We start from the raw sequence: 26,080 nt of genomic DNA, 5'->3' as shown, positions 1-26,080 counted from the left end.
TCCAGTCAGCCGCTCAACGCCCCTTTCCTGCAGGGTGATTCGCCGCTCGAGGTGTCCTTCGGCGGCGGTACGGGGCTGTGTCACCTGGGGTGGGCTGTAGCGCCGGGAGTGCTGTGCGAGAGCAACGGTGAGGGATGCGTGCAGCTCTGTACGAGAGCAACGATGTGCGATGCGTGGAGTTCTGTGCGTTGTATCAAGCCGGAAATGCGCAACGGCGCCGGGCAGAGGATTCTGCTCCGGCGCCGTCAGCACGGGCCGCAAGGCCTCAGGTGTCCCTGCCGCCCGGGTGCTCAGGTGTCTCTGCCGCGCGGGGGCTCAGCAGCCGTGAGCGCGCGGGTGCTCAGCGGTCGTTGATGTCCGTGTAGTTGCGGGAATAGGCACCCGTGTAGATCTGCCGCGGGCGACCGATCTTCGTCTCGGGATCCTTGATCATCTCGCGCCACTGCGCGATCCAACCGGGCAGGCGGCCGACGGCGAAGAGCACGGTGAACATATTCGTCGGGAATCCGAGCGCCTTGTAGATGAGCCCCGTGTAGAAGTCGACGTTCGGATAGAGCTTGCGCTCGACGAAGTAGTCGTCGGCCAGCGCGATCTCTTCGAGCTGCTGTGCCAGTTCGAGCAGCGGATCACCGCCGGAACGAGCGAGGACCTCGTCTGCAGTCTTCTTGATGATCTTCGCGCGCGGATCGTAGTTCTTGTACACGCGGTGGCCGAAGCCCATCAGGCGGACTCCGTCCTCCTTGTTCTTCACGCGTTCCATGAACTTCTTCGGTCCGTCGTCGGAGGCCGCGATCTGCTGCAGCATCTCCAGCACTGCGGAGTTCGCGCCACCGTGCAGGGGCCCGGCCAGGGCGTTGACACCGGCAGAGATCGACTGGAAGACGTTGGCCTGGGACGAACCGACCAGTCGCACTGTCGAGGTCGAGCAGTTCTGCTCGTGATCGGCGTGGAGGATGAACAGCTGATCCATGGCCTTCACGGCGAGCGGATCCGGCTCGTATTCCTCGGCGGGGACTCCGAAGTTCACACGCAGGAAGTTCTCGACCAGGCTCAGCGAGTTGTCCGGATGGATGACCGGCAGACCCATGTTCTTCCGGTGTGCCAGAGCAGCGATGGTCGGCATCTTCGCGAGCAGTCGGAACGAGGAGGTGTCGATCTGACCTTCGTCAAAGACATCGAGGTCATCTTGGTAGAACGTCGACAAAGCCGCGACCGCCGCTGCCACCATAGGCATCGGATGTGCATCGTAGGGGAAGGCACGGAAGAAGCGGCGCAGATCCTCATGCACGATCGTGTGTCCGCGCAGTCGGGCATCGAAGGCATCGAACTGTTCCTGAGTCGGCAGCTCGCCGTAGATGAGGAGGTAGCAGACTTCGACGAAGTTCGACTGCTCGGCGAGCTGTTCGATCGGATAGCCGCGGTACTGCAGAACGCCCTCGTCGCCGTCGATGAAGGTGATGGCCGAAGACGTGGATGCGGTGTTGGCGAACCCTGGATCATATGTGACCGACCCGGTCTCTTTCAGCAGAGAGCCGATACGGTATCCGTTGTTGCCCGCCGACGCCGACACCTCGGGCAGTGTCAGCTCCGTGTCAGCGATCTTGAGGTTCGCCTCCGAAGTCATTCGATCTCCTCACCGTTGACGTACCTCAAGAACTTCCTGAGGTGTCTTGCACAGTTCGTTCAAAGACTACCGATAACTGTGGGAATGAGAAAATCGCTGCACCCCGCTTCTACTCACCGGTAATACATTTGACCTGGTCAAACACGAACTTTTCTGTCCTGAATGCAGTCTTTGCGCAACCTTGGCAAACCCTCGGAGACCGCAGCTCCCTCGCCCCGGTCCGTCAGACCGGGACAGACGGCGAATCTCACGCCGCCGCCTCATGGAGTCGCTTTGCGGCGGCTGCGATGCGTTCGTCGGTGGCAGTCAGGGCGATGCGCACGTGGTCGCTGGCTGCCGCGCCGTAGAATTCTCCCGGTCCCGCGACGATGCCCAGCTCGGCGAGGTCGCCGAGCGAATCCCAGCAGTTCTTGTCCGCCGTGGCCCACAGGTAGAGGCCCGCGGTCGAATGATCGATGCGGAATCCGAAGTCCTCTAGTCCCGCTCGGAGCAGGTTCCTCCGCGATCGGTAGATCTCCTTCTGCACGCGGACGTGCTCGGTGTCGCCGAGTCCCGCAACCATCGCCGCCTGGATCGGGTAGGGCACGATCATTCCCGCGTGCTTGCGGGAACGGGTCAGGTCGGCGATGAGGTCCGCATCTCCGGCGACGAAGGCGGCGCGGTAGCCTGCGAGATTCGACTGCTTCGACATCGAGTAGACGCTGAGCACACGTGTGCGGGTCTCCCCGACGACGGAGAGCACGCTCGGCGCAGGCTCATCGGACTCCCAATTGAGCAGTCCGTAGCACTCGTCGGAGGCGAGCACGACTCCGGCGGCACGGGCACGGCGGGCCACCTCGGCGAGGATATCGGCGTCGAGCACCTCCCCTGTCGGGTTTCCCGGTGTGTTGATCCACAGGAGCCCGATGCCCTCGAGTGACGCTCCCGCAGCGACCTCGGCGGCATCGAGGCGCCGGCATTCGACTCCGGCGATCGTCGCCCCCATCTCATAGGTCGGGTAGGCGGCCGACGGACAGGCCACTGCCAGTCCCCTCTGCCGCAGGCCCAGCAGTGTCGGCAGCCAGGCCACGAGCTCTTTCGAACCCACGGTCGGCAGGATCTCGGTGGCGGGGTCGAGTGCGACCGAATGCCATGTCGCATACCATCCGGCGATGGCCTCGCGGAGTTCCGAGGTGCCCGCCGTCGTGGGATAGCCGTGTGCGTCTCCGGCGGCGGCCAGGGCGCGCCGGATCACCTCGGGCGTCGGGTCGACCGGGGTGCCGATCGACAGGTCGCACACGCCGTCGGGATGTTCGGCCGCGCGGCGACGGAAGTCAGTGAGCCGGTCCCAGGGGTAGTCGGGCAGGTCGAGTCCGAAGGAAGTCGTCATGGCTCAGAAGCTCAGAGGTCGTGACTCTGGGGCGGAAGGGCAGCGATGATCGCGTGGTCCTTGTGCGTGTTGCCGAGTTTCGCGGCTCCGCCCGGCGAACCGAGGTCGTCGAAGAATTCGACGTTGGCCTTGTAGTACTCTTCCCATTCCTCCGGCACATCGTCTTCGTAGAAGATCGCCTCGACCGGGCACACCGGCTCACAGGCTCCGCAGTCGACGCATTCGTCCGGGTGGATGTAGAGACTGCGTTCGCCCTCGTAGATGCAGTCGACCGGGCATTCGTCGATGCAGGCCTTGTCCTTGAGATCGACACAGGGCTGAGCAATGATGTACGTCACAGGACTGACTCCTCGAAAGCTTCACAGATGATGCGCATACACATCCCACAATACGCCTTCGCCCGTATTCCACGCCCATCGGTCTCAGGTGATTCGCATTGCATCTGCCCTCGACCGTCACGCCTGCTCCAGGCGGCCGCCTCCGTGTCTTAGGGTGGGAGAGCACGGATTCGACGGAGGAAGGCGAGAAGTGGACGAGCTGCAGCCCGGCAGACGAGTGGTCGTACGGTATTCGCTCGACCCCGGGGATTCCCATTCGACCTCCGATGCGCTCGGCGTCGTCACCACCGTCGACGAGGCGGGGGTCGAGATCGACACGAAACGCGGGCCGCTGCGCATCTCGCGCCCCCAGATCCTGCTCGTCCACGAGGTGCCGCCGGCACCGACCCGCTCGGGGCGCACCCATGAGATCGTCTCCGCTGTCGATCTCCGTCGCATCTCGGCCGCCGCCTGGCTTCCGCAGGACGTGTCGTGGCTGCACGTGGAGAACCTGCGCAATGAGGGCACTGAGTCCGCCGCCGACCTCAGCCTGCTCCAGAAGGGATGGCTGCTGCGCAGTTCGGACTCCGCCACGCGCCGAGCCAACAGCTGCCTGCCCGTGACCGATTCCGGACTGGGGTGGGAACAGAGCCTCGACGCCGTCGAAGAGTGGTACCGCACGCGGGAGAAGCCGAGCCGGATCCAGATCTATTCGGCCGACGATTCGTCCACGTTGGCACCCGAATGCGAGGGACTGGCACCCCTGCTCTCGGCACGCGGCTACTCCCCCTCCGAGGCAGTCCTCCTGCTGACCGGCGCCACCGCCGAGGCGGCCGCTGGTGCTTCGGCCCCCGCCGAGGCGGCCGCCCCGGGACTGGCCATCGACGTCGCCGATGCGCCGACACCGGAGCATTTCGCTGCGTGGACGAGTCAGCGCAGCCCCGGGGACGCGTCCGGCGCGGCAGAGGCCTTCCGCTCTCTCATCACGGCCGACCAGCCCTGCGAATTCGTCACCGCATACGCCCAGCACCCCGACGGATCGCGGTCCATGGTCTCCGCAGCCCGGGTGGTCGAACGCAGCAAATGGGGCGTCATCACCAACCTCGTGACCCGTCCTGATCTCCGTCGTCGAGGTGCCGGACGGTCGGTCGTCCGGGCCGCGGCGGCTCTCCTGGCGCAACGAGGGGTGAGGTCCTACCTCGTCGACATCGAAGCGAGCAATGAGGCCTCGCTGAACCTGTTCGGCTCACTCGGAGCTGCCATGCGCCACCGTTCCTGGTACGCCGAGCGCGCCTGATCCCGGCCGTGGCGAGCGAGGCTCGGCCGCTGCAGCCCGAAAGTCGAGCTCAGCCCCCTGCGAACGATCGTGCTCAGCCCTTGCACTCGACCTTGTTCACCGGTCGGTACACCGTGGTGAACCCGTCCTTCGTGGTCCGACCCGATTCGACGTCCTTCATCGTCCGCGTGATTCGGATCGACCATCCGCCCTTGGGTGCCTGCGGGGTGCAGGAAGCGCCGCCTTCGGTGAGCGATCCCGGTGAGGTGTGGTTGAACCGGTCCGAAGCACCGGCCGAGACGTCGTACTTCTTCACGCCGAAGACTCTGGCGTGGACCTCTCCGCCTTTGAGATACATATCGAGCACGACCGGAGTCTTCGAGTTGTTCGTGAACTTCAAGTCGATGGAGGACCAGTCCAGCGTCGTCTCCCGGCCTTCCGGGTAGCGGGAGATGTAGCGCGAATGGGCCTGGTGCTCATCGAGGTCGAAACCGGCAAAGAAGGCGGCGTTGAACAGCGTCGTCGACACCTGCGAGACACCCCCGCCGAAGTCTTCCTTCATCTGTCCGTCGGAGATCACACCCGCCGGCTTGTACCCGTTGGCCGCTGTGCGCTGGCCGAGGGTCTCGTTGAGGGAGAACTGCTCGCCCGGCTGCAACACGGTCCCTGAGACCTTCTTCGAGGCCACTCGGAGGTTGTTGTCGCGGTTGGGCTCGGAGCTGTAGCCGGTGGAGAACTCGGAGACCACCTTCGACACATCGGCCTTCTTCGCATCCTCCGTCGTGAAGTCGGGTTCGACGGAGGCCAGGGTCACCTCCGGGGTGTCGTTCTTTCCTTTGATCGCATCGGAGACGGCCGTGGTCAGTTCCTTGGCTTTGATTCCGATGCCCTTCTTGGAGGGCACGACCTGAGGCTTTCCGTGCTTGATCGTGAAACTCGCGTCCTCGGCGGGTCTGCCGATGTCCTTGTTCGCGTCCAGAACCGATTTCTGCAGTGCCTCCTGGTCGAAGACCGGCACCAGCTTCGAGTCCTTCGCATCGAAGGTCATCGTCTTCGCGATGATCGCGGGCGACACATTCAGGTCACCGCCTTTGACGCTCGAGTCCGCGTCCTTGCCCGGTTCGGCTGCGATCTTCAGGTCTTTGCTCACCGCGTCCTCGGCGAACCCGGTGGCCATGTCCTCTGCCTCTGCAGTGGTGATGTCGGGATCGACCTGCGTCGGCTGGACGGGCAGTGCGTCCTTCGTGCGCAGCCAGTTCTCGTCGATCGCTGTGCGCACCTGATCGGCCTCGACCGTCTGCCCGACGGCACCGTCCTTGACCTTCGGGGTGGTCTTCTCGAAGCCGAGCTCCGCGTTCTTGGGCTCGACGGCCAGCGATTCGGTGACCTTCGAGGTGGCCTTGTCGAACTTCTTCTCGTCGACGTCGATGACGGGGGCGACCTCGCTGTCGCCGAACAGGCGGTTCCAGATCACGGTGGGATCGAGACTGAAGCCGGTGACCCGGTCGACCGTCGCCTCGGCGTCGAAGGTGATGCCGGCATCGGCGGGATCGAGCTTCGCCGTCGGTTCTCCTGCCTGCAGGACGATGTCCCTGTTCGCTTCGTCATGCAGATCATTGCGAAGAGTGTTCTCAGCAGCGGTGGCGCTCTTGCCTCCGATGTCGATTCCGGCCACGGTCGTCCCCGGTGTCAGCACGCGTCCGCTGAGGAACCCGACCACGATATAGAGCGCGGCCAGGACGATGAGGACGATGAGGAAGAGGGGCCAGATCCGCTTCGTCCGGGCACCCTCGACCGAGGAGCGGGGCCCAACAGCGCCCGAGGTTCCGTCGGCTGGGGTCTGGGGCCTCATCTTCCTCCCGAGGATGTCGAAAAAGACCGGTTCGTCTCTGTTCGGACGAGTCTAGCGAGTCCGTTCGCGCCCGCGCACATCGATGAAGGCGAAGACAGCCGCCAGGAGCATCGGTCCCAGCAGCCAAGCCACCGAGCGCAGGGTGCCGGTGACGACCATGTCCGCGCCGGGCAGCCAGTTCGGCTGACCGAGCACATAGGACAGCACTGCGATGATGACCGCGGCGAGCAGCATCGGCGAGCTGCTGCGGTACATGGTCTTCAGATGCCACAGTCCGCTGGCCGCCAACAGCAGCGACAGGACCACTCCCCAGGGCAGGATCAGTGGGGTGCCTCCGGGATGGACCACCCAGGCATTGAGGTGCTGCATGGCTCCGAGGAACGCGATGAGCACAGCCAGGACCGAGGCATGCAGATAGGCGAAGAGGCCGGGCTTCTTCGGTTCCCGGCGACGCCTCAGTGGTGCCGGGCCCGCCGCGTGCTCCTGCGCTTCCACCGCAGCGATGTCGAGTCCGGTGAGGACATGGGAAGTGAGTCCGTCACGCAGTTCCTCCTCAGGGACTTCGCCGCCGGCGCCGATGGAATAGTATTCCCGATCCCCGATCCGCTGACCGACGCCGTTCGACAGCGCGAAGAAGCCGTCCGAGACGCTCACCTGGGTCCGATGTGCTTCGAGCGCTGCGCGCTTGGCCGCGAGCACCGAGGAGATGTCCTGGCCGATGACGATCCGTCCGACCGGCGGTTTCGCGGGAATCGTCTGGGCGGCGGCGAAACCGGTCGCGGCGAACCCTGGCTGCTCGGGGTCGAAGGCCGCACGCGCCGCCTCGGTGGGAGTGTCGACGAAGAGCAGCCGGCCGGTGCGCCACTCGGCGAGGTCGATCGCGGTCACTGTGGCTTCGTGCACCCGCACATGATCGGGATGACCGTACCCGCCGTTCGCAGCGTAGGTGATGACCGCATGCGGCTGCAGCGCATCGATGACCGCGGCGATGTGCCGGGCAACGGTGATCACCTCGGCCGCGCACAGAGCGTCGTCGGGCATGGTCGACGCGGGACGGGCGTGGCCGTCGGGTCCCCACTCCATGCCCGAGTCCTCGAAGGTGCGCGTGGTGCCGCCGAGGAAGGTGTGCATGCGCACGCCCAGGGCGCGCATCGCCTCGGCGATCTCCTGCTCCCGCACCCGGGCCAGTCCCGCGCGGTCGCCCTCGAGGTGTCCGAGTTCGGCGGGGATGACCTCGCCGCCCTCTCCTCGGGTGGCCGTGAGCACCATGACCTCGGCCCCTTCGGAGACCAGTGCGGCGATCGTGCCTCCCGTCGTGATCGTCTCATCGTCGGGATGAGCGTGCACGAAGAGGACGCGTGGCGTGACTGTCATGGGATCCTGGGAACTCGAGGTCATCGGTGGTGCTGGTTCAGGCGTTCTGTCGGCGCAGCTTGGCGTAGAGCTTCGCGCGCTCCTTCTGGTCGAGTTCGACCTTGCGGATGCGGATCGCTCCCGGGGTGACCTCGACGCACTCGTCCTCGCGCGCGAACTCGAGGCTCTCCTCGAGGGTGAGCTTGCGCGGCGGGGTGAGGTTCTCGAAGCTGTCGGCCGACGCCGAACGCATGTTCGTCAGCTTCTTCTCCTTCGTGATGTTGACGTCCATATCGTCGGCGCGCGAATTCTCGCCCACGATCTGGCCCTCGTAGACCTCGGAGGTCGGTTCGACGAAGAAGGTGCCGCGATCCTGCAGGTTGATCATCGCGTACGGGGTCACGGCTCCGGCGCGGTCGGCTACGAGCGAACCGTTGATGCGGAACTCGATGTTGCCGGCCCACGGCCCGTATCCGGCCGAGATCGTGTTCGCAATTCCGGTGCCGCGGGTTTCGGTCAGGAACCGTGTGCGGAAGCCGATGAGACCGCGGGCGGGGACCTTGAACTCCATGCGCACCCAGCCGGTGCCGTGGTTCGTCATGGTCGACATCACGCCCTTGCGGGCGGCCAGGAGCTGGGTGACCGCGCCGAGGTAGTCCTCAGGAACGTCGACCGTGAGCTCTTCGAAGGGCTCGTGCAGCTTGCCGTCGATCTGCCGGGTCACGACCTGGGGCTTGCCGACGGTGAGTTCGAAGCCCTCGCGGCGCATCTGCTCCACGAGGATGGCCAGCGCCAGCTCTCCGCGTCCCTGGACTTCCCAGGCATCGGGACGTTCGGTCGGGACGACCTTGAGCGAGACATTGCCGACAAGCTCCTGATCGAGGCGATCCTTGACCATGCGGGCGGTGACCTTCGTGCCCTTCTCACGCCCTGCCAGCGGCGAGGTGTTGATGCCGACCGTCATGGAGATCGCAGGATCGTCGATGACGATCGCCGGCATCGGCTTCGGGTTGTCGATGTCGGTGAGGGTGTCACCGATCATAATGTCCGGGATGCCGGCCACCGCGACGATGTCGCCGGCCGAGGCCTGGGTGGCGGGCACACGATCGAGTCCCTGGGTCTCGAGCAGCTCGGTGATCTTCACCGAGCTGATCTCATCGCCGCGGGCCCAGGCCACCTGCTGGCCCTTCTTCAGCGTCCCGCCGAAGATCCGCAGCAGCGCCAGTCGGCCGAGGAACGGCGAGGCGTCGAGGTTGGTCACATGGGCCTGCAGGATTCCGTCCTCATTGATCTCCGGGGCCGGGATCGTCTCGAGGATGGTCTTGAACAGCGGCTCGAGATCGGGGTTGGCCGGAACCTCTCCGTCGGCGGGCTGTTCGAGGGAGGCGGCACCTGCCTTCGCGGCGGCGTAGACCACGGGCACGTCGAGCACGGCATCGACATCGAGGTCGGGGACCTCATCGGCGAGATCGGAGGCCAGGCCCAGGAGGAGGTCCTGTGCTTCCTCGACGACTCCGTCGATGCGGGCATCGGCACGATCGGTCTTGTTGATCACGAGGATGACCGGCAGCTTCGCGGCCAGCGCCTTGCGCAGGACGAAGCGCGTCTGCGGCAGCGGGCCTTCGGAGGCGTCGACGAGGAGGACGACGCCGTCGACCATGGACAGGCCGCGTTCGACCTCTCCGCCGAAGTCGGCGTGGCCGGGGGTGTCGATGACATTGATGACGATGGGATCCTCGCCGGCCGAGGGGCCGTTGTAGAGCACCGAGGTGTTCTTCGCGAGAATGGTGATGCCCTTCTCACGCTCAAGGTCACCGGAATCCATGACGCGCTCGGCGAAGTCGCCGTGCTCGCTGAACACACCGGTCTGCCGGAGCATGGCGTCGACCAAGGTGGTCTTACCGTGGTCGACGTGTGCGACGATTGCTACATTGCGGCGGTTGTCCCGTCGTGTGATGGCTTCAGTCATCAAGAACCTTTTGAGATAGAGAGATCGGTCCAGCCCGGACCCAACAGACAATTATACGGCCACCGGCACACACGCGGTGACAGCCGGTGCTCAGCCGGCCCCGGAAACGGAGCCCGACCGGCCCCGGAAAGCTGGACGCGAGCCGGCTGAAACTGAAATGTGGTCACGGAACCGAGGCCAAAAGCCCCATTCGGGCGATTCGCCTCGGTTCCGTGACCACATTCGGCGGCGGGCGAGCGGGTCCCCCGCACGCCGCGGCGGGCAGCCGGCCTCTGCGTGCCGATCCGCCGGGTCAGGCGTTCGTGGTCGCCTCGAGGACCGCGTCCCTGGCCTCTCGACGCTTGCGCTGCTCCGTGGGATCGGGAACCGGAACCGCCGAGAGCAGACGCTGCGTGTACGGATGGACGGGATTGCTCACGACCTGCGAGCTCTTGCCGATCTCGACGAGGTAGCCGTGGCGCATGACGGCGATGCGCTCGGCGATCCGCTCGACCACCGCCAGGTCATGGCTGATGAACAGGCACGCGAAACCGTACTCCTTCTGCAGCCCCTCGAACAGGTCGAGGACCTTGGCCTGCACCGACACGTCGAGCGCCGAGGTCGGCTCGTCGGCAATGAGCAGCTTCGGCCGCAGCGTCAGCGCCCGGGCGATGCCGATGCGCTGGCGCTGACCGCCGGAGAGCTCATGCGGGTACCGGTTGCGCATCGACGTCGGAAGCTCGACCGCTGTCAGCAGCTCCTCGACCTTCCTGCTCAGCTCCGGTCCCTTCATCCCCTCATGGAGATAGAGCGGTTCTCCGATTGATTCGCCCACCGGCAGACGCGGGTTGAGCGAGGAACCGGGATCCTGGAACACGATGCCGACTTCCTTGCGCAGCGGACGCATCTGCTTGTTGCTCAGACCCTTGATGCTCGTGCCGTTGACGACCATGTCGCCCTCGACCGTCGGCAGCAGACCGAGAGCGGCGCGACCGATCGTCGTCTTGCCCGAGCCGGACTCCCCGACCAGCCCGACGACTTCGCCGGGTGCGATCATCAGATTGATGTGGTGGGCGGCCCGGAAGGCCTTCTTCCGCCCGGAAGCCGGATACTCGATCGCGGCATCGCGCAGCTGCAGGGCCGAAGGCTTCGAGAAGTCCGCCTGCGAACCGGGGTGGTAGAAGGTCTCCGTCGAATCCATCTCGATGTGATGGTCCGGCTGCCCCGCCTCGGCGAGCTCACGGGATTCGGCGTCGAGGTCATCGGTGCGGTTGGCACCTCCCTCCGCCACGGTCGCGGAACCCGCGTGCTTGGTGCCCAGCGAATCGCGAGAACCGTCGTGATGCGGATCGACCTCGCCCTCCTCCGCATGTCGGAAGGACGAGGACTCGACGTCGTCGAGGCTGGAGCCGAAGACCTCACCTTCGGTCCCGGCGCCGAGGTGGGGCACCGCGTCGAGCAGCTGCCTCGTATAGGGATGCTGCGGATGGTAGAAGATCTCCTCTGCAGTGCCGGCCTCGACCACCTGGCCGGCACGCATGACGATGATGCGGTCGGCCATGTCCGCCACCACGCCCATGTCGTGGGTGATGAGGATGATCCCCGCGTCGAGCTTCGACTTGAGCTCACGCATGAGCTTGAGGATCTCGGCCTGGACCGTGACGTCGAGGGCCGTGGTGGGCTCGTCGGCGATGAGCAGCTTCGGCTGGCAGGCCAAGGCCTGCGCGATCATGATGCGCTGACGCTGACCGCCCGAGAGCTGGTGCGGGAACGAGTGGAACCGATCCTCCGGGTCCGGGATCTCGACGAGGCGCATGAGCTCGAGTGCACGCTCCTTCGCCTCACTCGGTCCGATGTCGAGGTGGACACGCAAGGTCTCCACGATCTGGTAGCCAGCGGTGTAGACGGGGTTCAGCGCGGTCATCGGCTCCTGAAAGATCACCGAGATGTCGTTGCCGCGAACGCCCTGCATCCTCTCCGGAGGCATGCCGATGAGTTCCGTGCCGTTGAGCACGGCCGAGCCCGTGGCCCGACCATTGCTCGGAAGCAGACCGAGCAGCGACATGCTCGACTGCGACTTTCCGGATCCGGACTCGCCGACGATCGCCAGCACCTCGCCGGCGTTGACCGTGTAGTCGAGGTGTTCAGCGGCCGTCCACCATTCGTCGCTGACCCAGAACTTCACCCCGAGGTCCTTGACTTCGAGGATCGGGGATCCCTTGCCGGGCTGCGAATCGCTGCGTGTCTTTTCAGTCATCACTTCGCCCCTTTCTGCGCCATGCGTTCGGCCTTCTTCATCTTCCTCCAGCTTGGGATCGTCTTCATCCTCGGGTCGAACGCGTCGCGCAGACCGTCGCCGATGAAGTTCACGCACAGAGCGATGATGATGATGAACAGGCCCGGCCACCAGAACAGCCACGGGCGGGTGGCGAAGGACGTCTGGTATTCGCTGATGAGCTGTCCCAATGAGATGCCGGGAGGCTGAATGCCGAAGCCCAGATAGCTCAGAGAGGCCTCGAGCACGATCGCCTGACTCATGATCAGCGTGGTGTTGACGATGATGACGCCCATGGCATTGGGCAGCATGTGCTTGAACATGATCCTGAAGTCGCTCGCACCGGCTACACGCGCCGAGTCGACGAATTCGCGTTCGCGCAGAGACATGAAGTCACCGCGGACGAGGCGCGCCAGGCCAGTCCAGAGGATGCAGCCGAGCGCCAGGCCGAGCATCGGTCCGCTGGACCCGCCGACGAGGACACCGAGGATCGAGCCGACGACGATGACCGGCAGGATGATGAAGCCGTCGGTGATGCGCATCAGCACCGAATCGATCCAGCCGCGGTAGTACCCGGCCAGAGCTCCGACGGTCGTGCCGATGATCAGGCAGACGGCGCCGATGATGAACATGACGATGATGGAGATCTGCGTCCCCTTCATCACTCGCGCGAAGTTGTCGCGGCCGATCTCGTCCTGCCCGAAGGGGTGTTCACCCAGCGAGAAGAGGTTCGAGAACGACCAGGTCGGGGCGCCTCCGGGGTTGAGCACCTGCCCTGAGGCGGTGTGACTGTACTTCCACCAGCCGGGCAGACCGGCGATGCCCTGTGCGCTGAAGGCGAAGACCGCCACCAGGACGAGGACGATGATGCTGATCATCGCGCCTTTGTGACGGAGGAACTTGCGCAGGACGATCTTGCCCTGCGACAGTCCTTCGGTTTCCTTCGACTCGATCGCATTGTCCCGTACCTCGTCGAGAGCGAGAGCGTTCTGATTGTCGTTGTTGGTACTCATGCGTTCACTCGGATTCTCGGGTCGAGGACGGCGTAGAGGAAGTCCGCGACCAGGTTGGCGATGATGGAGAGCAGACCCGTGATCAAGATGTACGCCATGACCGGGTCGAGCTCGGCCTGCCTCATCGAATCGATGAAGAGTTTGCCCATACCGTTCCAGCCGAAGATCGTCTCCGTGATCACGGCACCGCCGATCATCGTGATGATGTCGACGGGCACGACCGACGCCAGCGGCAGCAGCGCATTGCGCAGAGCGTGACGCATGATCACCGTGCGTTCGTTCAGCCCCTTGGCACGTGCCGTGCGGATGTAGTCCTGGCCCATGACCTCGAGCATCGAACCGCGCGTATAGCGGGTGTAGGAGGCGAAGGAGATGAGGATCAGCGCGATCGACGGCAGCAGCAGATGGGTGAACGAATCGAGGTTGGTGATCCAGAAATCGCCGTCGATGTTCGGTGCCGAGGCGCCGATCGTCGCGATCGGGCGATTGTTGATGGCCGGGTCGTTCGAGTAATCCTGCCAGCCCTGCAGCACGCGATCGGCGAAGATGAGGAAGGCCACGATGATCGCCGTGAAGCTCGTGGTGCGCGCCGTGTCCCATGGATCGGGCCCGCGGAACGCCAGCCCGACGCCGATCGCGACTGCGATGGCGACGATGAGAAGACCTGCCATCCACAGCCAGTTCATCTCAACGTAGTAGAAGAGATACTGCAGCGGCATGAACAGCAGGGCACCGATGGCCGCGGTGGTCAGAGAGGCATAGAGGACCCGGCGATTCTTCAGACCCGTTGACAGATAGGTCATGACGACGGCCGCACCGAGCCCGATGATGATGACGCCGACGACGCCGATGCTCGGATGCTGCAGCCAGCTGCTGGCCAGGATGTAATAGATCGTCGCGAAGGTGATGAGCGTAGCGGCTGAGAACGTGATGACTCGCCGTTTCCCATTGCCGCCCAGCGCCCCCATCCAGAACAGGCCCATCGCCGCACAGACGATGATGATCGGCCACCAGGAATCAAATGTCGGGTCATTGATGAAGTTGTTGATGTCGATCGCACCGTACTGCTTGAGCAGCACTGCCACCCAGAACACGGGCAGCGAGTAGAGGAGGAACGAGACGAAGGTGATGAAGTAGTCGAAGCCCGAGTACTGGCGGATCGCCGAGATCATACCGACCGCGATGCCGAGAATGATGGCAACGATCGTCGAGGCGGTGATGAGTTTGATCGTATTGACGATCGCACCCTGCAGCTGGTCGGTGACCTCCTGCCCGGACTTCCAGGCGATGCCGAAGTCACATTGGCCGATGGCGCAGCCGCCGACTCCCGCGAGCCACTTGAAGTACCTGATGACAGCGGGAGTGTCGAGGTCGAGCAGACGCCGACGTGATTCGTAGAGGGCCTCGATGTTCGGGGAGGTGCTCGAACGCAGGTCCCAGAAGAAGTCCAGGGCGACGTTGAGCAGCAGGTAGAGGACGAAGGTGACGACGAGCAGCACGAGGGCCGTCGACAGCAATCGTCGCAGAATGAATCTGATCATGATGTGGTGTCCGTTTCAATCTTCCGAAAACGCCGCTGTGGGGACCACACAGTGATCCCCACAGCAGCAAGGGTGGAGAGGAACCGACCGCGTCGGACGCGGATCAGTTGACTTCCCACTCCCAGTAGTTCCACATCAGTGTCGGCGACACCGTGATCGTCGAAGCGTTCTTGAGCTTCTCGTTATAGATGAGCAGTGATGGGAACTGGAACAGCGGTGCACCGAACGCATCATCGGTGAGCTGCTTCTCCAGCTGCGTTGACAGCTTCTCCTGGTCTTCCTCGGGCGCCACAAGGATCTTGTCGAGGATCTTGTCGGTCTTCTTGCTCGAGTAGCCGCCGTAGTTGTTCTGAGCACCGGTGCGGTAGTTCGCATCGGACTCCGTGATGCCGGTGCCCTCGGACTGCCAGCCGAAGAGCGCAACGTCGTAAGTGCCGTCGCCGAGGCGGGTGCCCCAGTTGACGTCTCCGACGTCCTTGATCTCGAAGCCGGCCTTCTCAGCCGATTCCTTGATCAGCTGGAACTCCTGCTGACGACGCGAGTTCGTGTTGTCATACATGACACGAACCGTCGGGCTGTCGACGCCTGCTTCCTTGAGCAGCTTCTTCGCGCCATCGACATCGACTTCCTTGAGCTCCTCCATTCCGTTGCCCTTGACGATGGCGTCGTACATCGGTGAGCCGGGCACCTGGTTGAACGAGTCCCTGGTCTTGGCGTCGGGGTTCAGCGGTTTGATGATCTTGTCGACGATGTCCTGACGCGGAACTGTCTTGAGGAAGGCCTGGCGAACCTTCCTCGCTTTGTCCTCGTCGCCGCCATTGGCTGCGGGATCGAACGGCCCCTTGTTGTCGAAGGTGAAATCGACATGCTCATAAGTCGCATCGTCGCCGGTGTCGACCTTGACTCCGTCAAGGTCCTCGGCCGCAGAAAGCACATCGGATGTCGCCTGAGGCTGAGTGAGGTCCACTTCGCCGTTCTCCACGGCCTGGACCATGGCCATCGGGTCGCCGTTGTAGCGCACAGTGATGGTGTTGATCTTCGGTTTCGTCGGGCCGCTGTAGTTGTCATCGAGTTCGAGGGTCACGTACTGTCCCTCTTCGAACTTCGTCATCTTGTACGGACCGCTGTGGACCAGCAGGTCCTCGTCCTCGGGCATCGAAGTGAAATCGAAGCCGGTGTTCCACACGTTCGAGATCTTCGACAGCTTCTTCGTGTCCTTGTCCTTGATCGCGTCGAGGATCGCCTGTTTGCCTTTTTCGGCGTCATCGATTCCCAAGGCCTTCTTCGCCACGATGTGCGCGGGCACGCCGACGCCGTCAGCGCCGATGCCGAACTCATCGGCCCAATCGGAATAGGGCTTCGTGTACTCGAACGTGAGTTCCTTGCCGTCGTCGGAAATCTCAGGGAAATCCTTGATGAGCGAGGCGCCGATCGTCGACGAGTCGAAGTAGACCGTGTCCTCGTCGTTCTTCTTGACGTTGCCCTCGTCGTCGGAGTTGCTTTCGACGGTATTGAAGTTCGATGACATTCCGGCCCAGGTGAGCGCCAGGTCCGCGGCATCGACAGGGGTCCCGTCCGACCACTTTGCATCGTCATTGAAGGAGTATTTGACCTTGAGCGGGTCCTCCGAGACTCTCTCGACCTTGCCAAGGTTGCCGTCGGTGACCTCGAGGTCGTCGTTGTAGTACCCGAAGTTGTCGTTCATCAGGTAGGTGAGAATGGCGTTCGAGGTCGCATTGCCGTTCGCAGTCAGAGTGTTCATCGAGCGGAAGGATTCGTTCCAACCGATGTTGAGGTTCGTATCCTTCGATGCGTCATTGTCATCGCCGCCGCCAGGGGGTGTGCATGCGGTGAGCACCATTGCGGCTGCGGCCACTGAGGCGCCGGCCGCGAGGAAGCGCTTGTTCACGTTCTCTCCTTGTTGTCTTAGGGCGAGTCACCCTCGTACGTGCACCCCAAGACCGGGATGCATTCCGATCACGGTTGCCCCGTCGGCACATTCCGATCGGACGTGATCGCGTTCATGTTTTTCACATGGATTGCCTCAAAGTTAATTCACTCGCGACTGTGACCGAGTCCACATATTGAGCAAAAAACCGAATCGTTACTGTTTCGAGATCAAGGGAACGGACAAGTTTTGTCCAGTCTCAGTGGATAGGATGGCCAGGTGGCTAACAGTGAGATGGATCGCAATTCAGCAAGTCTTCAGTCGACGATCGTGCGAACGACTAGCTCCACAGCTCTGTTCTTCGTCGTCGCCGGCCTCTGCTCCATCGGCGTCATCTCGATTCTCATCGGCGACTTCTCCCTGCGCGGACTCGCCGCCGCAGGGATCCCGCTGGCCGTCGCGACCTTGGTCTTCGTGCTCTACCGATTCCCGCGCGTGGAGCTGCACCGCAGCGAGCTCGTGCTCGTCAACCCGCTGCAGACGGTGACCATTCCGTGGAACCTCATCGATGGCTTCGAGACGCACTTCGGCCTCACTGTGCGCACCCACGAGAAGAAGTTCTCCTCCTGGCCGCTGGCCGGCAGGGGCAAGAAATGGGAGAGGGACGAGCACGACATCCGCCGCCTGGTCGAGAATCCGAACCCGGCCGTCGGCACCGTGCTCGACCGCTATGCCGGACTCAGCGATGAGGAACTGGCGAATCCCGGCGGGAAGCGGAGGATCGAAACCATCTGGAACCTCGGCGTCATTGCCGTCGGTCTCCTCGCCATCGCCTGGGCGGTGCTCGGCTTCGCGGCTCTGCCGAGCTGAGACCTCACCAGCCGCGTGCGCGCCACTCCCCCAGGTTCGGACGCTCCTGCCCCACCGTGGTCGAGTCCCCGTGGCCGGGAAGCACGAGGGTGTCGTCGGGCAGCTGGCCGAATACCCGCTCTTCGAGGTCATCCATGAGCGAGGTGAAATCCGCCTTCGACCACGTCTTGCCCGGTCCGCCCGGGAACAGAGAGTCGCCGGAGAACAGGATCGTCCGCCCCCCGTCGCTCAGCAGCAGTGCGATCGAGCCGGGTGTGTGCCCGCGCAGAGCGATCGCCTGGAGGACGAACCCGCCGAAATCGCCGACGTCGAGGTGGTCGACGGTGTGCGCGATCTCCACGCCTTCGGCCTCGGTGATGGCTGCGGCATCGTCGACCCCAGCGATGGTCATCGCCTCCGGATGCTGCGCCGAGACGGCCGGCAGCGCCCGAATGTGATCCCAATGCCGGTGGGTGGTGATGATCGCCCTCAGCGTGGTCTCCGCCTCGGTGTCTTCAGTCCCGGAGGCCACGAGCTCTGTGATCGCCTCAGCATCATCGGCGGCGTCGATGAGCACCTGCGACCCGGTCTCCTTGGCCGTGAGCAGGTAGACGTTGTTCTCCATCTCGGAGACTGCGATCGAACGGATGGCCACGTGCTCGGTCTCGATCATGTTCATTTCCGTACTCCTCTTCACGCTGTGGACTGTTCTGTGCGTCGGCTACGGGCTCTCCGCAGGGATCAGGATTCGGGTCACCAGGCTCCGCGCGTGTACTGCGGAGGATAGGGGGCGGGTTCGACGCCGAGGACGTGGGCGGCCCGCTGCGGCCAGGAGGGTTCGCGCAGCGCGGCACGGGCCATGAAGATCGCATCGGCCTGGCCGGTGCTCAGAATGGTCTCGGCCTGCTTCGGGTCGGTGATCAGCCCGACGGTACCGGTCGCCACGCCCTCGGCGCGGATCGCTGCCGCCAGGGACACCTGGTAGCCGGGACCGATGGGAACGCGCACCGGATAGTTGCCTCCGGAGGAGACGTCGATGAGGTCGACTCCGGCTTCGGACAGGTCCCGGCAGACCTCGGCCGCCTCGGCGATGTCGAAGCCGCCTTCGTGCCATTCGCTGGCCGAGATGCGGACGAAGACCGGAACCTCCTCACCGACTTCTGCACGCACAGCCGCGTACACCTCGTTCAGCAGGCGGGAACGCCCGGCCAGATCGCCCCCGTAGCGGTCGCTGCGCTGGTTCGACAGAGGCGACAGGAAGGAGTGGAGCAGATAGCCGTGTGCGGCGTGGAGCTCGACGAGGTCGAACCCGGCGTCGATCGCCCGCGCGGCCGCGGACGCGAAGGCGTCGACCACCTCGGCGATGTCGTCTGTCGTCATCTCCACCGGTTCGGCGAGCTTCGGATAGGCGATGGCGCTTGCGCCGGCAGTCGGCCAGCCTCCGTCCGATTCGGGAACGCTGCCCTTGGGCTCGCCGGCGAAGGGCCGATAGGTGCTCGCCTTGCGACCCGCGTGCGCAAGTTGGACGCCGATGACGCTGCCCTGGGAGTGGACGAAGTCGACGACGGCCGACCAGGATTCGGCCTGCTCGTCGTTCCAGATGCCGGCGTCCTGCGGGGAGATGCGTCCTTCGGGGGTGACGGCGGAGGCCTCGGTGAGGATGAGACCGAACCCTCCCTGCGCACGTGCGCCGAGATGGACGAGGTGCCAGGGACCGGGCATGCCGTCCTCGGCCTCGCAGGAGTACTGGCACATCGGTGCGAGCCAGATCCGATTGGGGATCTCGGTCCCGCGCAGGGTGAGCGGTTCGAAGAGCTGAGTCATGGCTCAATTCTGCCAGTTCGCTGCGTGCTCAGACAGCGATCCCGAATACCGGAACAGCGAGCAGATACACCGTGAGGGTGATCAGCACGATGCTGATGACGTTGAGCCACAGTCCGCCCTTGACCATCTGCGCCACGGTGACATAGCCGGAGCCGAATGCCACGGCATTGGGCGGGGTGGCCACAGGCAGCATGAACGCGCATGTCGCGGCCAGAGCGACGGGGATCGTCAGCAGCAGCGGATCGAGTTCGAGGCCCATCGCCACTCCCCCGACGACGGGAACGAATGTCGCCGCGGTCGCGGTGTTCGAGGTCAGCTCGGTGAGGAAGAGGATGATCGCGGCGAAGATGGCGACGACGAACACCGTGGGCAGAACGCCGAGGCCGCTCGTCGTCTTCCCGATCCACTCGGTCAGCCCTGAGGAGGAGAACTGCGCCGAGAGCGCGAGACCGCCGCCGAAGAGGAGCAGCACTCCCCACGGCAGCTTCTCCGCAGTCTCCCAGTCGAGCAGACGGACACCGCGATTGGCTCCTCCCGGGATGAGGAAGAGGAGGAGGCCGACGACCATGGCGACCCCCTCATCGGTGATCGGCGGTTCGTCGAAGATCAGCGGCAGAGAGATCCAGCTCGCCGCGGCGAGGACGAACATGGCCAGCACGAGCTTTTCGCCCATCGACATGGGACCGAGCTTGTGCAGCTCGTCGCGGATGAGTTCGCGCCCGCCCGGAATCCTGTCGATCTCGGGTTTGAACAGCACCTTGACGAGCAGGAACCAGGCGATGGCCATCATCACGATCGACAGAGGCACGCCCACGAGCATCCACTGGCCGAAGCCGATCGAGATGTCGTGGTTGTCCTTGAGGTAGCCGACGAGGAAGAGGTTCGGCGGGGTGCCGATGATGGTGCCGAGTGAGCCGATGGAGGCCGAATAGGCGATGCCGAGCATGAGTGCGGTGCCGAAGTTGGACTTCACCACAGCTCCGAGACCGGTGTCGTCGGCGCTCGACTCGCCTTCGCCCCCGACATCGGCCTCGTCGGTTCCGTCGGTGAGAGCGGACCCGACGACCTTCGAGACGATCATGAGCACCGAAACGCCGATCGGCAGCATCATCACCGCGGTGGCGGTGTTCGAGACCCACATCGAGATGAAGCCGGTGGCGATCATGAAGCCCGCGATCATCGGACCGGGTCGGTCCCCCATGATGCTCAGCGTCACCAGCGCGATCCGCCGGTGCAGGTTCCAGCGCTGCATGGACAGGGCGATGAGGAAGCCGCCGAGGAACAGGAAGATGATCGGATTGCCGTAGGAGGCGCCGACCGATTCCATCTCCACATCGGTTCCCAGCACCGGGAAGGCGACGAGCGGAACCAGGAGGTCGCCGCGATCGGCAGCGCCTCGGTCATCCACCATGCCGCCATGAGGACCGCGACCGCCGCGGTCAGCTTCGCCGGATGACCGACCTCGGCGGGCATGACCGCGTAGATGAGAGTCGAGAAGATCAGCCCGAGCAGGAAGCCGGTCCAGCGGATCCGCAGCGTGCTGCGCATGACACCGGGCGCTCGTTCGCCCGGGGAGCGCATATCGATCTCGGTCGAGGCACCGTCAGGGGACGTCGGATGTGGGGACATTCTCACTCCTCATCGAGCAGATTCGCCTGTGTTTCCACCCAGCCTACTGCAGGGGTCGCACAGGCGATCGTGCGATCTCTGCGGTCTATGCGGTCGACGGCAGAAGACCTGCACCCTGCCGCAGTAGAGATCAGAGGTGCTCCCTGGGCCGGTCACGACCGGCCGTGCTCAGAGACCGCTGCAGAAACTGTGGATGTGGTCGACGACGAGGTCCGGGTGTTCGACCATCGGCAGGTGGGCGGAATCGGGGACGGAGACGAGTCGCGACCCGTCGACCTGATCGGCCAAGGATGACATCGCCTCCGGTGAGAAGCCAGGGTCTTGGGCCCCGGCTAGGAACAGGGTCGGCACAGTGATGTTCCGCAGCGAATCGCTGAGGTCATAGGACTTCGCCGCGGTGGCGGCCGCGATGTACGCTTCGTCGTCGATCAGAGCGAGGTCGGCGAGGACGAGAGGTCCGGCGGCGATGTCCTCGCCGATGAACCCGGCGGCGAACCAGCGGTCGGCCGTGTCGTCAACGAGCCCGCGAGTGCCGTCGGCGCGGACCTCGGCGATCCGGTCATCCCATGTCTGTTCGGTGCCGAGCTTGTCGCCGGTCGCGCAGGCGATGAGCCCGGTCAGCGCTTCGGCGTGGTTGAGAGCGAGAGTCAGCCCGATCGCTCCGGAGATCGAGACGCCGCAGTAGGTGAAGGTGTCGACCCCGACCGCGGCCAGGGATTCGACGAGTCCGGATGCCAGGTCTGCGATCGTGAACGGTGCGGTCGCCTCGCTCAGCGTTTCGTCTGCCGGCAGGGTGTGTCCGGGCAGGTCTGAGATGTAGATCTGGAAATCATCGGTCAGTCGGCCGGCGACCGCCGACCACAGCGACATCCTCGTTCCCAGCGCATTGCCGAAGACGAGGACGGGAGAACCGGGGTTGTCGTTGAAGGCGCGGAGGGCGATGCGCATCTGAGGCTCCTTGGTGTGCGTGAGGGTTCGACTGGGTTCCGAAGACCGTGCGGTCAGGAGTCTTCCGTGGTCAGCCTACCGCCGGAGAATTCGAGATAACAGCGTGGGCACAGCGACTCATACGTCACGGCATTGCCGTCGATGGCGACCTGATCGCCGGCGAAGATGAATTGTCCGTCGACGAGGCGGCCGTTGAACATGGCCTTGCGACCGCAGCGGCAGATCGTCTTGAGCTCTTCGAGGGTGTGGGCGATCTCCAGCAGGCGTGCCGAACCGGGGAACGCCTTGGTCCGGAAGTCCGTGCGGATCCCGTAGCACATGACCGGCACCGAGGCGTTCGTGGCGATGCGCATGAGAGAGTCCACCTGGACCGGAGTGAGGAACTGGGCCTCATCGATGAGCAAGCAGGCGACCGGAGTCTTCGGAGCATCGATGGATTCGAGCAGCGCGTCGTGATCGACGTAGTCGGCGTGTTCGGCGTAGATCGTCTCGACATCCCCGTGTTCGGGGATGAGGAAGTCGACCTCCCGGGTCACTCCCAGTCGCGACACGATCTCGGAGGCACCCTTCGTATCGACCACCGGCTTGGCCAGCAGCACACGCTGACCGCGCTCCTCGTAGTTGAAGGCGGCCTGCAGCAGAGCGGTCGACTTGCCTGAGTTCATCGCACCGTACCGGAAGTAGAGCTTGGCCACTGTCGTCCTCTTTCTGTTGTCCGTGCCGACACAGAAGACTACCGCCGAACAACCGCTCGCCCGCGGTCGGCCCGGGGCCCGCCGGGCCGCTCGCACGTGAGCAGGGATGTGAGCACCATCATCGGCCCACTCGGACTACCGAAATCGTCGTGAAGGTAAGATGGCGTTGACAAACCCCAAGAAGATGCGGAGTAGTCCATCACTATGGCTAAAATCATTTACACGCGCACGGATGAAGCGCCGCTTCTGGCGACATACTCGCTCAAACCGATCATCGAAGCCTTCGCCACCTCGGCCGGCGTCGAGGTCGAGACTCGCGACATCTCCCTCGCCGCGCGCGTGTTGGCGCAGTTCAGTGACCGCCTCCCCGAAGACCAGCAGGTCGACGACGCCCTGGCCGAGCTGGGCGCTCTCGCCCAGACTCCGGACGCGAACATCATCAAGCTGCCCAACATCTCGGCCTCCGTGCCTCAGCTCAAGGCCACCATCGCCGAGCTGCAGTCGCAGGGCTATGATCTGCCCGACTACCCGGAAGAGCCTTCGACCGACGAGGAGAAGGACGTCCGAGCACGCTACGACAAGGTCAAGGGTTCGGCCGTCAACCCGGTTCTGCGCGAGGGCAACTCCGATCGCCGCGCTCCCGAGGCTGTGAAGAACTTCGCCAAGGCGCACCCGCACTCGATGGGCGAATGGTCCCAGGACTCGAAGACCAGGGTCGCGACCATGGGCTCCGATGACTTCCGCGACAACGAGAAGTCCGTCGTCCTCGAGTCCGACGACACGCTGACGATCCGTCTGCGCACCGCGGCCGGTGAGACCACCGTCCTCAAGGAATCCCTGCCCGTCCTCGCCGGTGAGATCGTCGATGCGACGAAGATGAACGCCGCAGCCCTGGATGCATTCGTCAAAGACCAGATCGCCCAGGCCAAGGCCGATGGCGTCCTCTTCTCCGTCCATCTCAAGGCCACGATGATGAAGGTCTCCGATCCCATCCTCTTCGGCAAGGTCATCGAGGCCTTCTTCCCCGATGTCTTCGCCGAATACGGTGATGTCCTCGCCGAGGCGGGTCTGACCTCCGACAACGGGCTGGCGGCCATCCTCGCCGGTCTCGAGTCCCTGCCCGCCGACGCAGCAGCCGGCATCAAGGCAGGAATCGAGAAGGGCCTGGCAGACGGCCCCGACCTCGCTATGGTCAACTCCCACAAGGGCATCACGAACCTCCACGTGCCCTCCGACGTCATCGTCGACGCCTCCATGCCCGCGATGATCCGCGTCGGCGGCAAGATGTGGAACAAGGACGATCAGACCCAGGACACCCTGGCCGTCATCCCCGACTCCTCCTACGCCGGCGTCTACCAGACCGTCATCGAGGACTGCAAGGCCAAGGGCGCATTCGATCCGCGCACGATGGGCACCGTGCCCAATGTCGGCCTCATGGCGCAGAAGGCCGAGGAGTACGGCAGCCACGACAAGACCTTCGAGATCGCCGAAGCCGGTGTTGTCGAGGTCGTCGACTCCGCCGGAGAAGTGCTCATGAGCCACGATGTCGCCGCCGGTGACATCTGGCGTGCCTGCCAGACCAAGGACATCCCCGTCCGCGACTGGGTCAAGCTCGCCGTCACCCGCGCCCGTCTCTCGGACACCCCAGCCGTGTTCTGGCTCGACGAGACCCGCGCGCACGACCGCAACATCCGGGCGAAGGTCGAGGAATACCTCAAGGACCACGACACCGAGGGCCTGGACATCCGCATCATGAATCCGGTGGAGGCCACCCAGTTCTCCATCGACCGCATCCGTGAGGGCAAGGACACCATCTCGGTGACCGGCAACGTGCTCCGCGACTACAACACCGACCTGTTCCCGATCCTCGAGCTCGGAACCTCGGCGAAGATGCTCTCGGTCGTTCCGCTCATCGCGGGCGGCGGGCTGTTCGAGACCGGTGCCGGCGGATCGGCGCCGAAGCACGTCCAGCAGCTCGTCGAGGAGAACCACCTGCGCTGGGACTCCCTCGGCGAGTTCCTCGCACTGGCCGAGTCCTTCCGTCACGAGTTCAACGTCCACGGCAACGAACGCGCCGGCGTCCTCGCCGACACCCTCGACGCCGCCACCGGCCGGTTCCTCGAGGAGAACAAGTCGCCCTCGCGCAAGGTCGGCGAGATCGACAATCGTGGCAGCCACTTCTACCTCGCCCTCTACTGGGCACAGAACCTGGCCGAGCAGACCGCCGATGAGGCCCTCGCCGAGGCCATCGGACCGGTCGCGAAGGCCCTGACCGAGAAGGAGGAGACCATCGCGTCCGAACTCCTCGAAGTCCAGGGCAGCCCCGTGGAACTGGGCGGCTACTACTACCCGGACGAGGAGAAGATCTCCGCGGCAATGCGCCCCTCGGCCACGCTCAACGAGATCATCTCCTCACTGAGTGCAAACGTCTGATCTGATGTTCGACACGGTGTGAGCATGCCGGGCAACGGTTCCCGAACACTTGCCTCACCACCCGACTCATGCGCCCCATCAGCGGTTATGATGGGGCGCATGAGTACTCAAGACCCCCGCGGCGAGTCCCAGACGCCCGAAGAGCTCCTGGCCGAAACCGATTCCGTGCTCGGGGACGAGACTCCGACGACCGGCGAGACTCGCGAGATCGAATCTCACGAGCAGACGCAGCCTCCGGCAGCTCACACCGACGACCTGCCCTCGACGAAGGGCGGAACGGGCATGTCCGCGGGCATGTGGGCCTCGCTCATCATCGGAGCGATCATCGTCGTCCTGCTCCTCATCTTCATCCTCCAGAACAACGTGCCCGCCCAGTTCCAGTACTTCGGCTGGCAGTTCGAGCTGCCGCTGGGAGTGGCCATGCTCTTCGCCGCGATCGGCGGCATCCTCATCGCCGGGCTGATCGGCTCCGTGCGGATCTTCGTGCTCAATCGCAGGCTGAAGAAGATCCACAAGGCTCTGGGCCGCTGATCCATGGCGTTCCACCCCAGCTTCACTGAACTGCCGACCGACCTGCCCGCCGCTCTCGTCCTCGCCGACACCGCCGCCGAGGCGGCCTGGGCACGTGAGGACGATTCCGTGCTCACCGAACAGGAACGCAACTACGCACACGAGTTCGACGCCGAAGCCGCCGCCACCTGGTCGGCCGGCCGCGTCGTCCTCAGGCACGTACTCGGGGCTCACCTCGACCGAGACCCTGCCGGCATCGAGATCCGCCTCGATTCGGCGGGCAAGCCGCGCAACGATGACTGTGAGTTCTCCGTCTCCCGCTCCCGCAGACTCGTCCTCGTCGCCGTCGCCGAGGATCCGGTCGGCCTCGACATCGAGGCCGCGCCCGACCCTGCGGTGGCCGCCGAGGCCCTCCAGCTCGTGCATCCGCGTGAACGCACCGAGCTCGAAGCCCTTCCCGAAGCCGAGCTGGCTGCTGAGTTCGCCCGGCTGTGGGCCCGCAAGGAGGCGTTCCTCCGGGCGTTGAGCACCGGCCTGGCACGGGACCCGGGAATGGACTACGTCGGGACCGGCCCGGAGCCCGAATCAGCGCACCCGGACGTCGACATCCACGATCTCGAGTCCGGGATCCCATCCGGTCATTTCGCCGCGATCGCATTCAATCGCTGAGGCCGACGATGCCGGGGCCCAGGCTCCTCTCCGCCGTGGCGGCGGCCGGCTGTCAGCTTTCAGCCGC

At 64.5% G+C, this 26,080-nt stretch carries 19 protein-coding genes and 1 pseudogene; 5 read left to right on the top strand and 15 right to left on the bottom strand.

What is annotated here, in order from left to right; translation table 11 throughout:
• Positions 1 to 340 precede the first annotated feature (340 nt).
• The 3 genes from IIE29_RS09685 to fdxA all read right to left on the bottom strand — a co-directional run bounded on the left by IIE29_RS09685 (position 341) and on the right by fdxA (position 3,331).
• Positions 341 to 1,624 carry a citrate synthase gene (locus IIE29_RS09685; protein ID WP_209325045.1) on the bottom strand — a complete coding sequence of 428 codons (1,284 nt, stop codon included), beginning with the start codon at positions 1,622 to 1,624 and terminating at the stop codon, positions 341 to 343.
• Positions 1,625 to 1,871: 247 nt separating this feature from the next.
• On the bottom strand, positions 1,872 to 2,993 hold the full coding sequence (dapC, locus tag IIE29_RS09680; RefSeq protein WP_209325044.1) for a succinyldiaminopimelate transaminase: 1,122 nt from the start codon (positions 2,991 to 2,993) through the stop codon (positions 1,872 to 1,874).
• Positions 2,994 to 3,004: 11 nt separating this feature from the next.
• Positions 3,005 to 3,331 carry a ferredoxin gene (gene fdxA, locus IIE29_RS09675; protein ID WP_209325043.1) on the bottom strand — a complete coding sequence of 109 codons (327 nt, stop codon included), beginning with the start codon at positions 3,329 to 3,331 and terminating at the stop codon, positions 3,005 to 3,007.
• Between the two features lie 190 nt (positions 3,332 to 3,521).
• Between fdxA and IIE29_RS09670 the strand changes: the two genes are divergently transcribed.
• Positions 3,522 to 4,607 (top strand): GNAT family N-acetyltransferase, encoded by a 1,086-nt coding sequence (locus IIE29_RS09670; RefSeq protein WP_209325042.1) that lies wholly within the window; start codon positions 3,522 to 3,524, stop codon positions 4,605 to 4,607.
• Positions 4,608 to 4,680: 73 nt separating this feature from the next.
• Here the strand turns inward: IIE29_RS09670 and IIE29_RS09665 are convergent, their stop codons facing one another.
• The 7 genes from IIE29_RS09665 to IIE29_RS09635 form a co-directional block, all read right to left on the bottom strand.
• The gene (locus IIE29_RS09665; protein ID WP_209325041.1) at positions 4,681 to 6,438 is read right to left on the bottom strand and encodes a VanW family protein; all 1,758 of its coding nucleotides are present in this window, start codon (positions 6,436 to 6,438) and stop codon (positions 4,681 to 4,683) included.
• Positions 6,439 to 6,489: 51 nt separating this feature from the next.
• Positions 6,490 to 7,812 (bottom strand): PIG-L family deacetylase, encoded by a 1,323-nt coding sequence (locus IIE29_RS09660; protein ID WP_209325040.1) that lies wholly within the window; start codon positions 7,810 to 7,812, stop codon positions 6,490 to 6,492.
• Positions 7,813 to 7,849: 37 nt separating this feature from the next.
• Positions 7,850 to 9,760, bottom strand: coding sequence for a translational GTPase TypA (gene typA, locus IIE29_RS09655; RefSeq protein ID WP_209325039.1), 1,911 nt, complete (start codon positions 9,758 to 9,760; stop codon positions 7,850 to 7,852).
• Positions 9,761 to 10,052: 292 nt separating this feature from the next.
• Positions 10,053 to 11,996, bottom strand: coding sequence for an ABC transporter ATP-binding protein (locus IIE29_RS09650; RefSeq protein ID WP_209325038.1), 1,944 nt, complete (start codon positions 11,994 to 11,996; stop codon positions 10,053 to 10,055).
• Positions 11,996 to 13,027 (bottom strand): ABC transporter permease, encoded by a 1,032-nt coding sequence (locus IIE29_RS09645; RefSeq protein ID WP_209325037.1) that lies wholly within the window; start codon positions 13,025 to 13,027, stop codon positions 11,996 to 11,998. Before IIE29_RS09645 ends, IIE29_RS09650 begins: the two co-directional genes overlap by 1 nt.
• Complete coding sequence (locus tag IIE29_RS09640; RefSeq protein WP_209325036.1) at positions 13,024 to 14,568, bottom strand: ABC transporter permease; 1,545 nt, start codon at positions 14,566 to 14,568, stop codon at positions 13,024 to 13,026. The genes IIE29_RS09645 and IIE29_RS09640 overlap by 4 nt, the downstream gene beginning before the upstream one ends.
• 103 nt (positions 14,569 to 14,671) lie before the next feature.
• Positions 14,672 to 16,477, bottom strand: a complete 1,806-nt coding sequence (locus tag IIE29_RS09635; RefSeq protein WP_209325035.1) for an ABC transporter family substrate-binding protein — start codon at positions 16,475 to 16,477, stop codon at positions 14,672 to 14,674.
• Between the two features lie 258 nt (positions 16,478 to 16,735).
• On the opposite strand from IIE29_RS09635, the gene IIE29_RS09630 reads away from it, so the two are divergent.
• A complete protein-coding gene (locus IIE29_RS09630) occupies positions 16,736 to 17,326 on the top strand; it encodes a hypothetical protein (protein WP_343071860.1) in 591 nt (196 codons plus the stop codon).
• A gap of 4 nt (positions 17,327 to 17,330) precedes the next feature.
• Here IIE29_RS09630 and IIE29_RS09625 read toward each other — a convergent pair whose 3' ends face one another.
• The 5 genes and pseudogenes from IIE29_RS09625 to IIE29_RS09605 form a co-directional block, all read right to left on the bottom strand.
• On the bottom strand, positions 17,331 to 17,984 hold the full coding sequence (locus IIE29_RS09625) for an MBL fold metallo-hydrolase (protein WP_209325034.1): 654 nt from the start codon (positions 17,982 to 17,984) through the stop codon (positions 17,331 to 17,333).
• A gap of 74 nt (positions 17,985 to 18,058) precedes the next feature.
• Complete coding sequence (locus IIE29_RS09620; RefSeq protein WP_209325033.1) at positions 18,059 to 19,129, bottom strand: NADH:flavin oxidoreductase/NADH oxidase; 1,071 nt, start codon at positions 19,127 to 19,129, stop codon at positions 18,059 to 18,061.
• A 28-nt stretch (positions 19,130 to 19,157) separates the two neighbouring features.
• Positions 19,158 to 20,758: pseudogene (locus tag IIE29_RS09615) on the bottom strand (SLC13 family permease).
• A gap of 168 nt (positions 20,759 to 20,926) precedes the next feature.
• On the bottom strand, positions 20,927 to 21,706 hold the full coding sequence (locus IIE29_RS09610; RefSeq protein WP_209325032.1) for an alpha/beta fold hydrolase: 780 nt from the start codon (positions 21,704 to 21,706) through the stop codon (positions 20,927 to 20,929).
• A gap of 53 nt (positions 21,707 to 21,759) precedes the next feature.
• Positions 21,760 to 22,401 (bottom strand): thymidine kinase, encoded by a 642-nt coding sequence (locus tag IIE29_RS09605; protein WP_209325031.1) that lies wholly within the window; start codon positions 22,399 to 22,401, stop codon positions 21,760 to 21,762.
• A 204-nt stretch (positions 22,402 to 22,605) separates the two neighbouring features.
• Here IIE29_RS09605 and IIE29_RS09600 point away from each other — a divergent pair, with 204 nt between their 5' ends.
• The 3 genes from IIE29_RS09600 (at position 22,606) to IIE29_RS09590 (ending at position 26,013) form a co-directional block, all read left to right on the top strand.
• A complete protein-coding gene (locus IIE29_RS09600) occupies positions 22,606 to 24,834 on the top strand; it encodes an NADP-dependent isocitrate dehydrogenase (RefSeq protein WP_209325030.1) in 2,229 nt (742 codons plus the stop codon).
• A gap of 99 nt (positions 24,835 to 24,933) precedes the next feature.
• A complete protein-coding gene (locus tag IIE29_RS09595; RefSeq protein ID WP_209325029.1) occupies positions 24,934 to 25,365 on the top strand; it encodes a LapA family protein in 432 nt (143 codons plus the stop codon).
• A 3-nt stretch (positions 25,366 to 25,368) separates the two neighbouring features.
• The gene (locus IIE29_RS09590; RefSeq protein ID WP_209325028.1) at positions 25,369 to 26,013 is read left to right on the top strand and encodes a 4'-phosphopantetheinyl transferase family protein; all 645 of its coding nucleotides are present in this window, start codon (positions 25,369 to 25,371) and stop codon (positions 26,011 to 26,013) included.
• Positions 26,014 to 26,080 lie beyond the last annotated feature (67 nt).

This window comes from Brevibacterium renqingii, from assembly GCF_017808095.1.
Classification (GTDB): Bacteria; Actinomycetota; Actinomycetes; order Actinomycetales; family Brevibacteriaceae; genus Brevibacterium; species Brevibacterium renqingii.
This window is presented reverse-complemented; position numbering and strand designations above follow the sequence as displayed.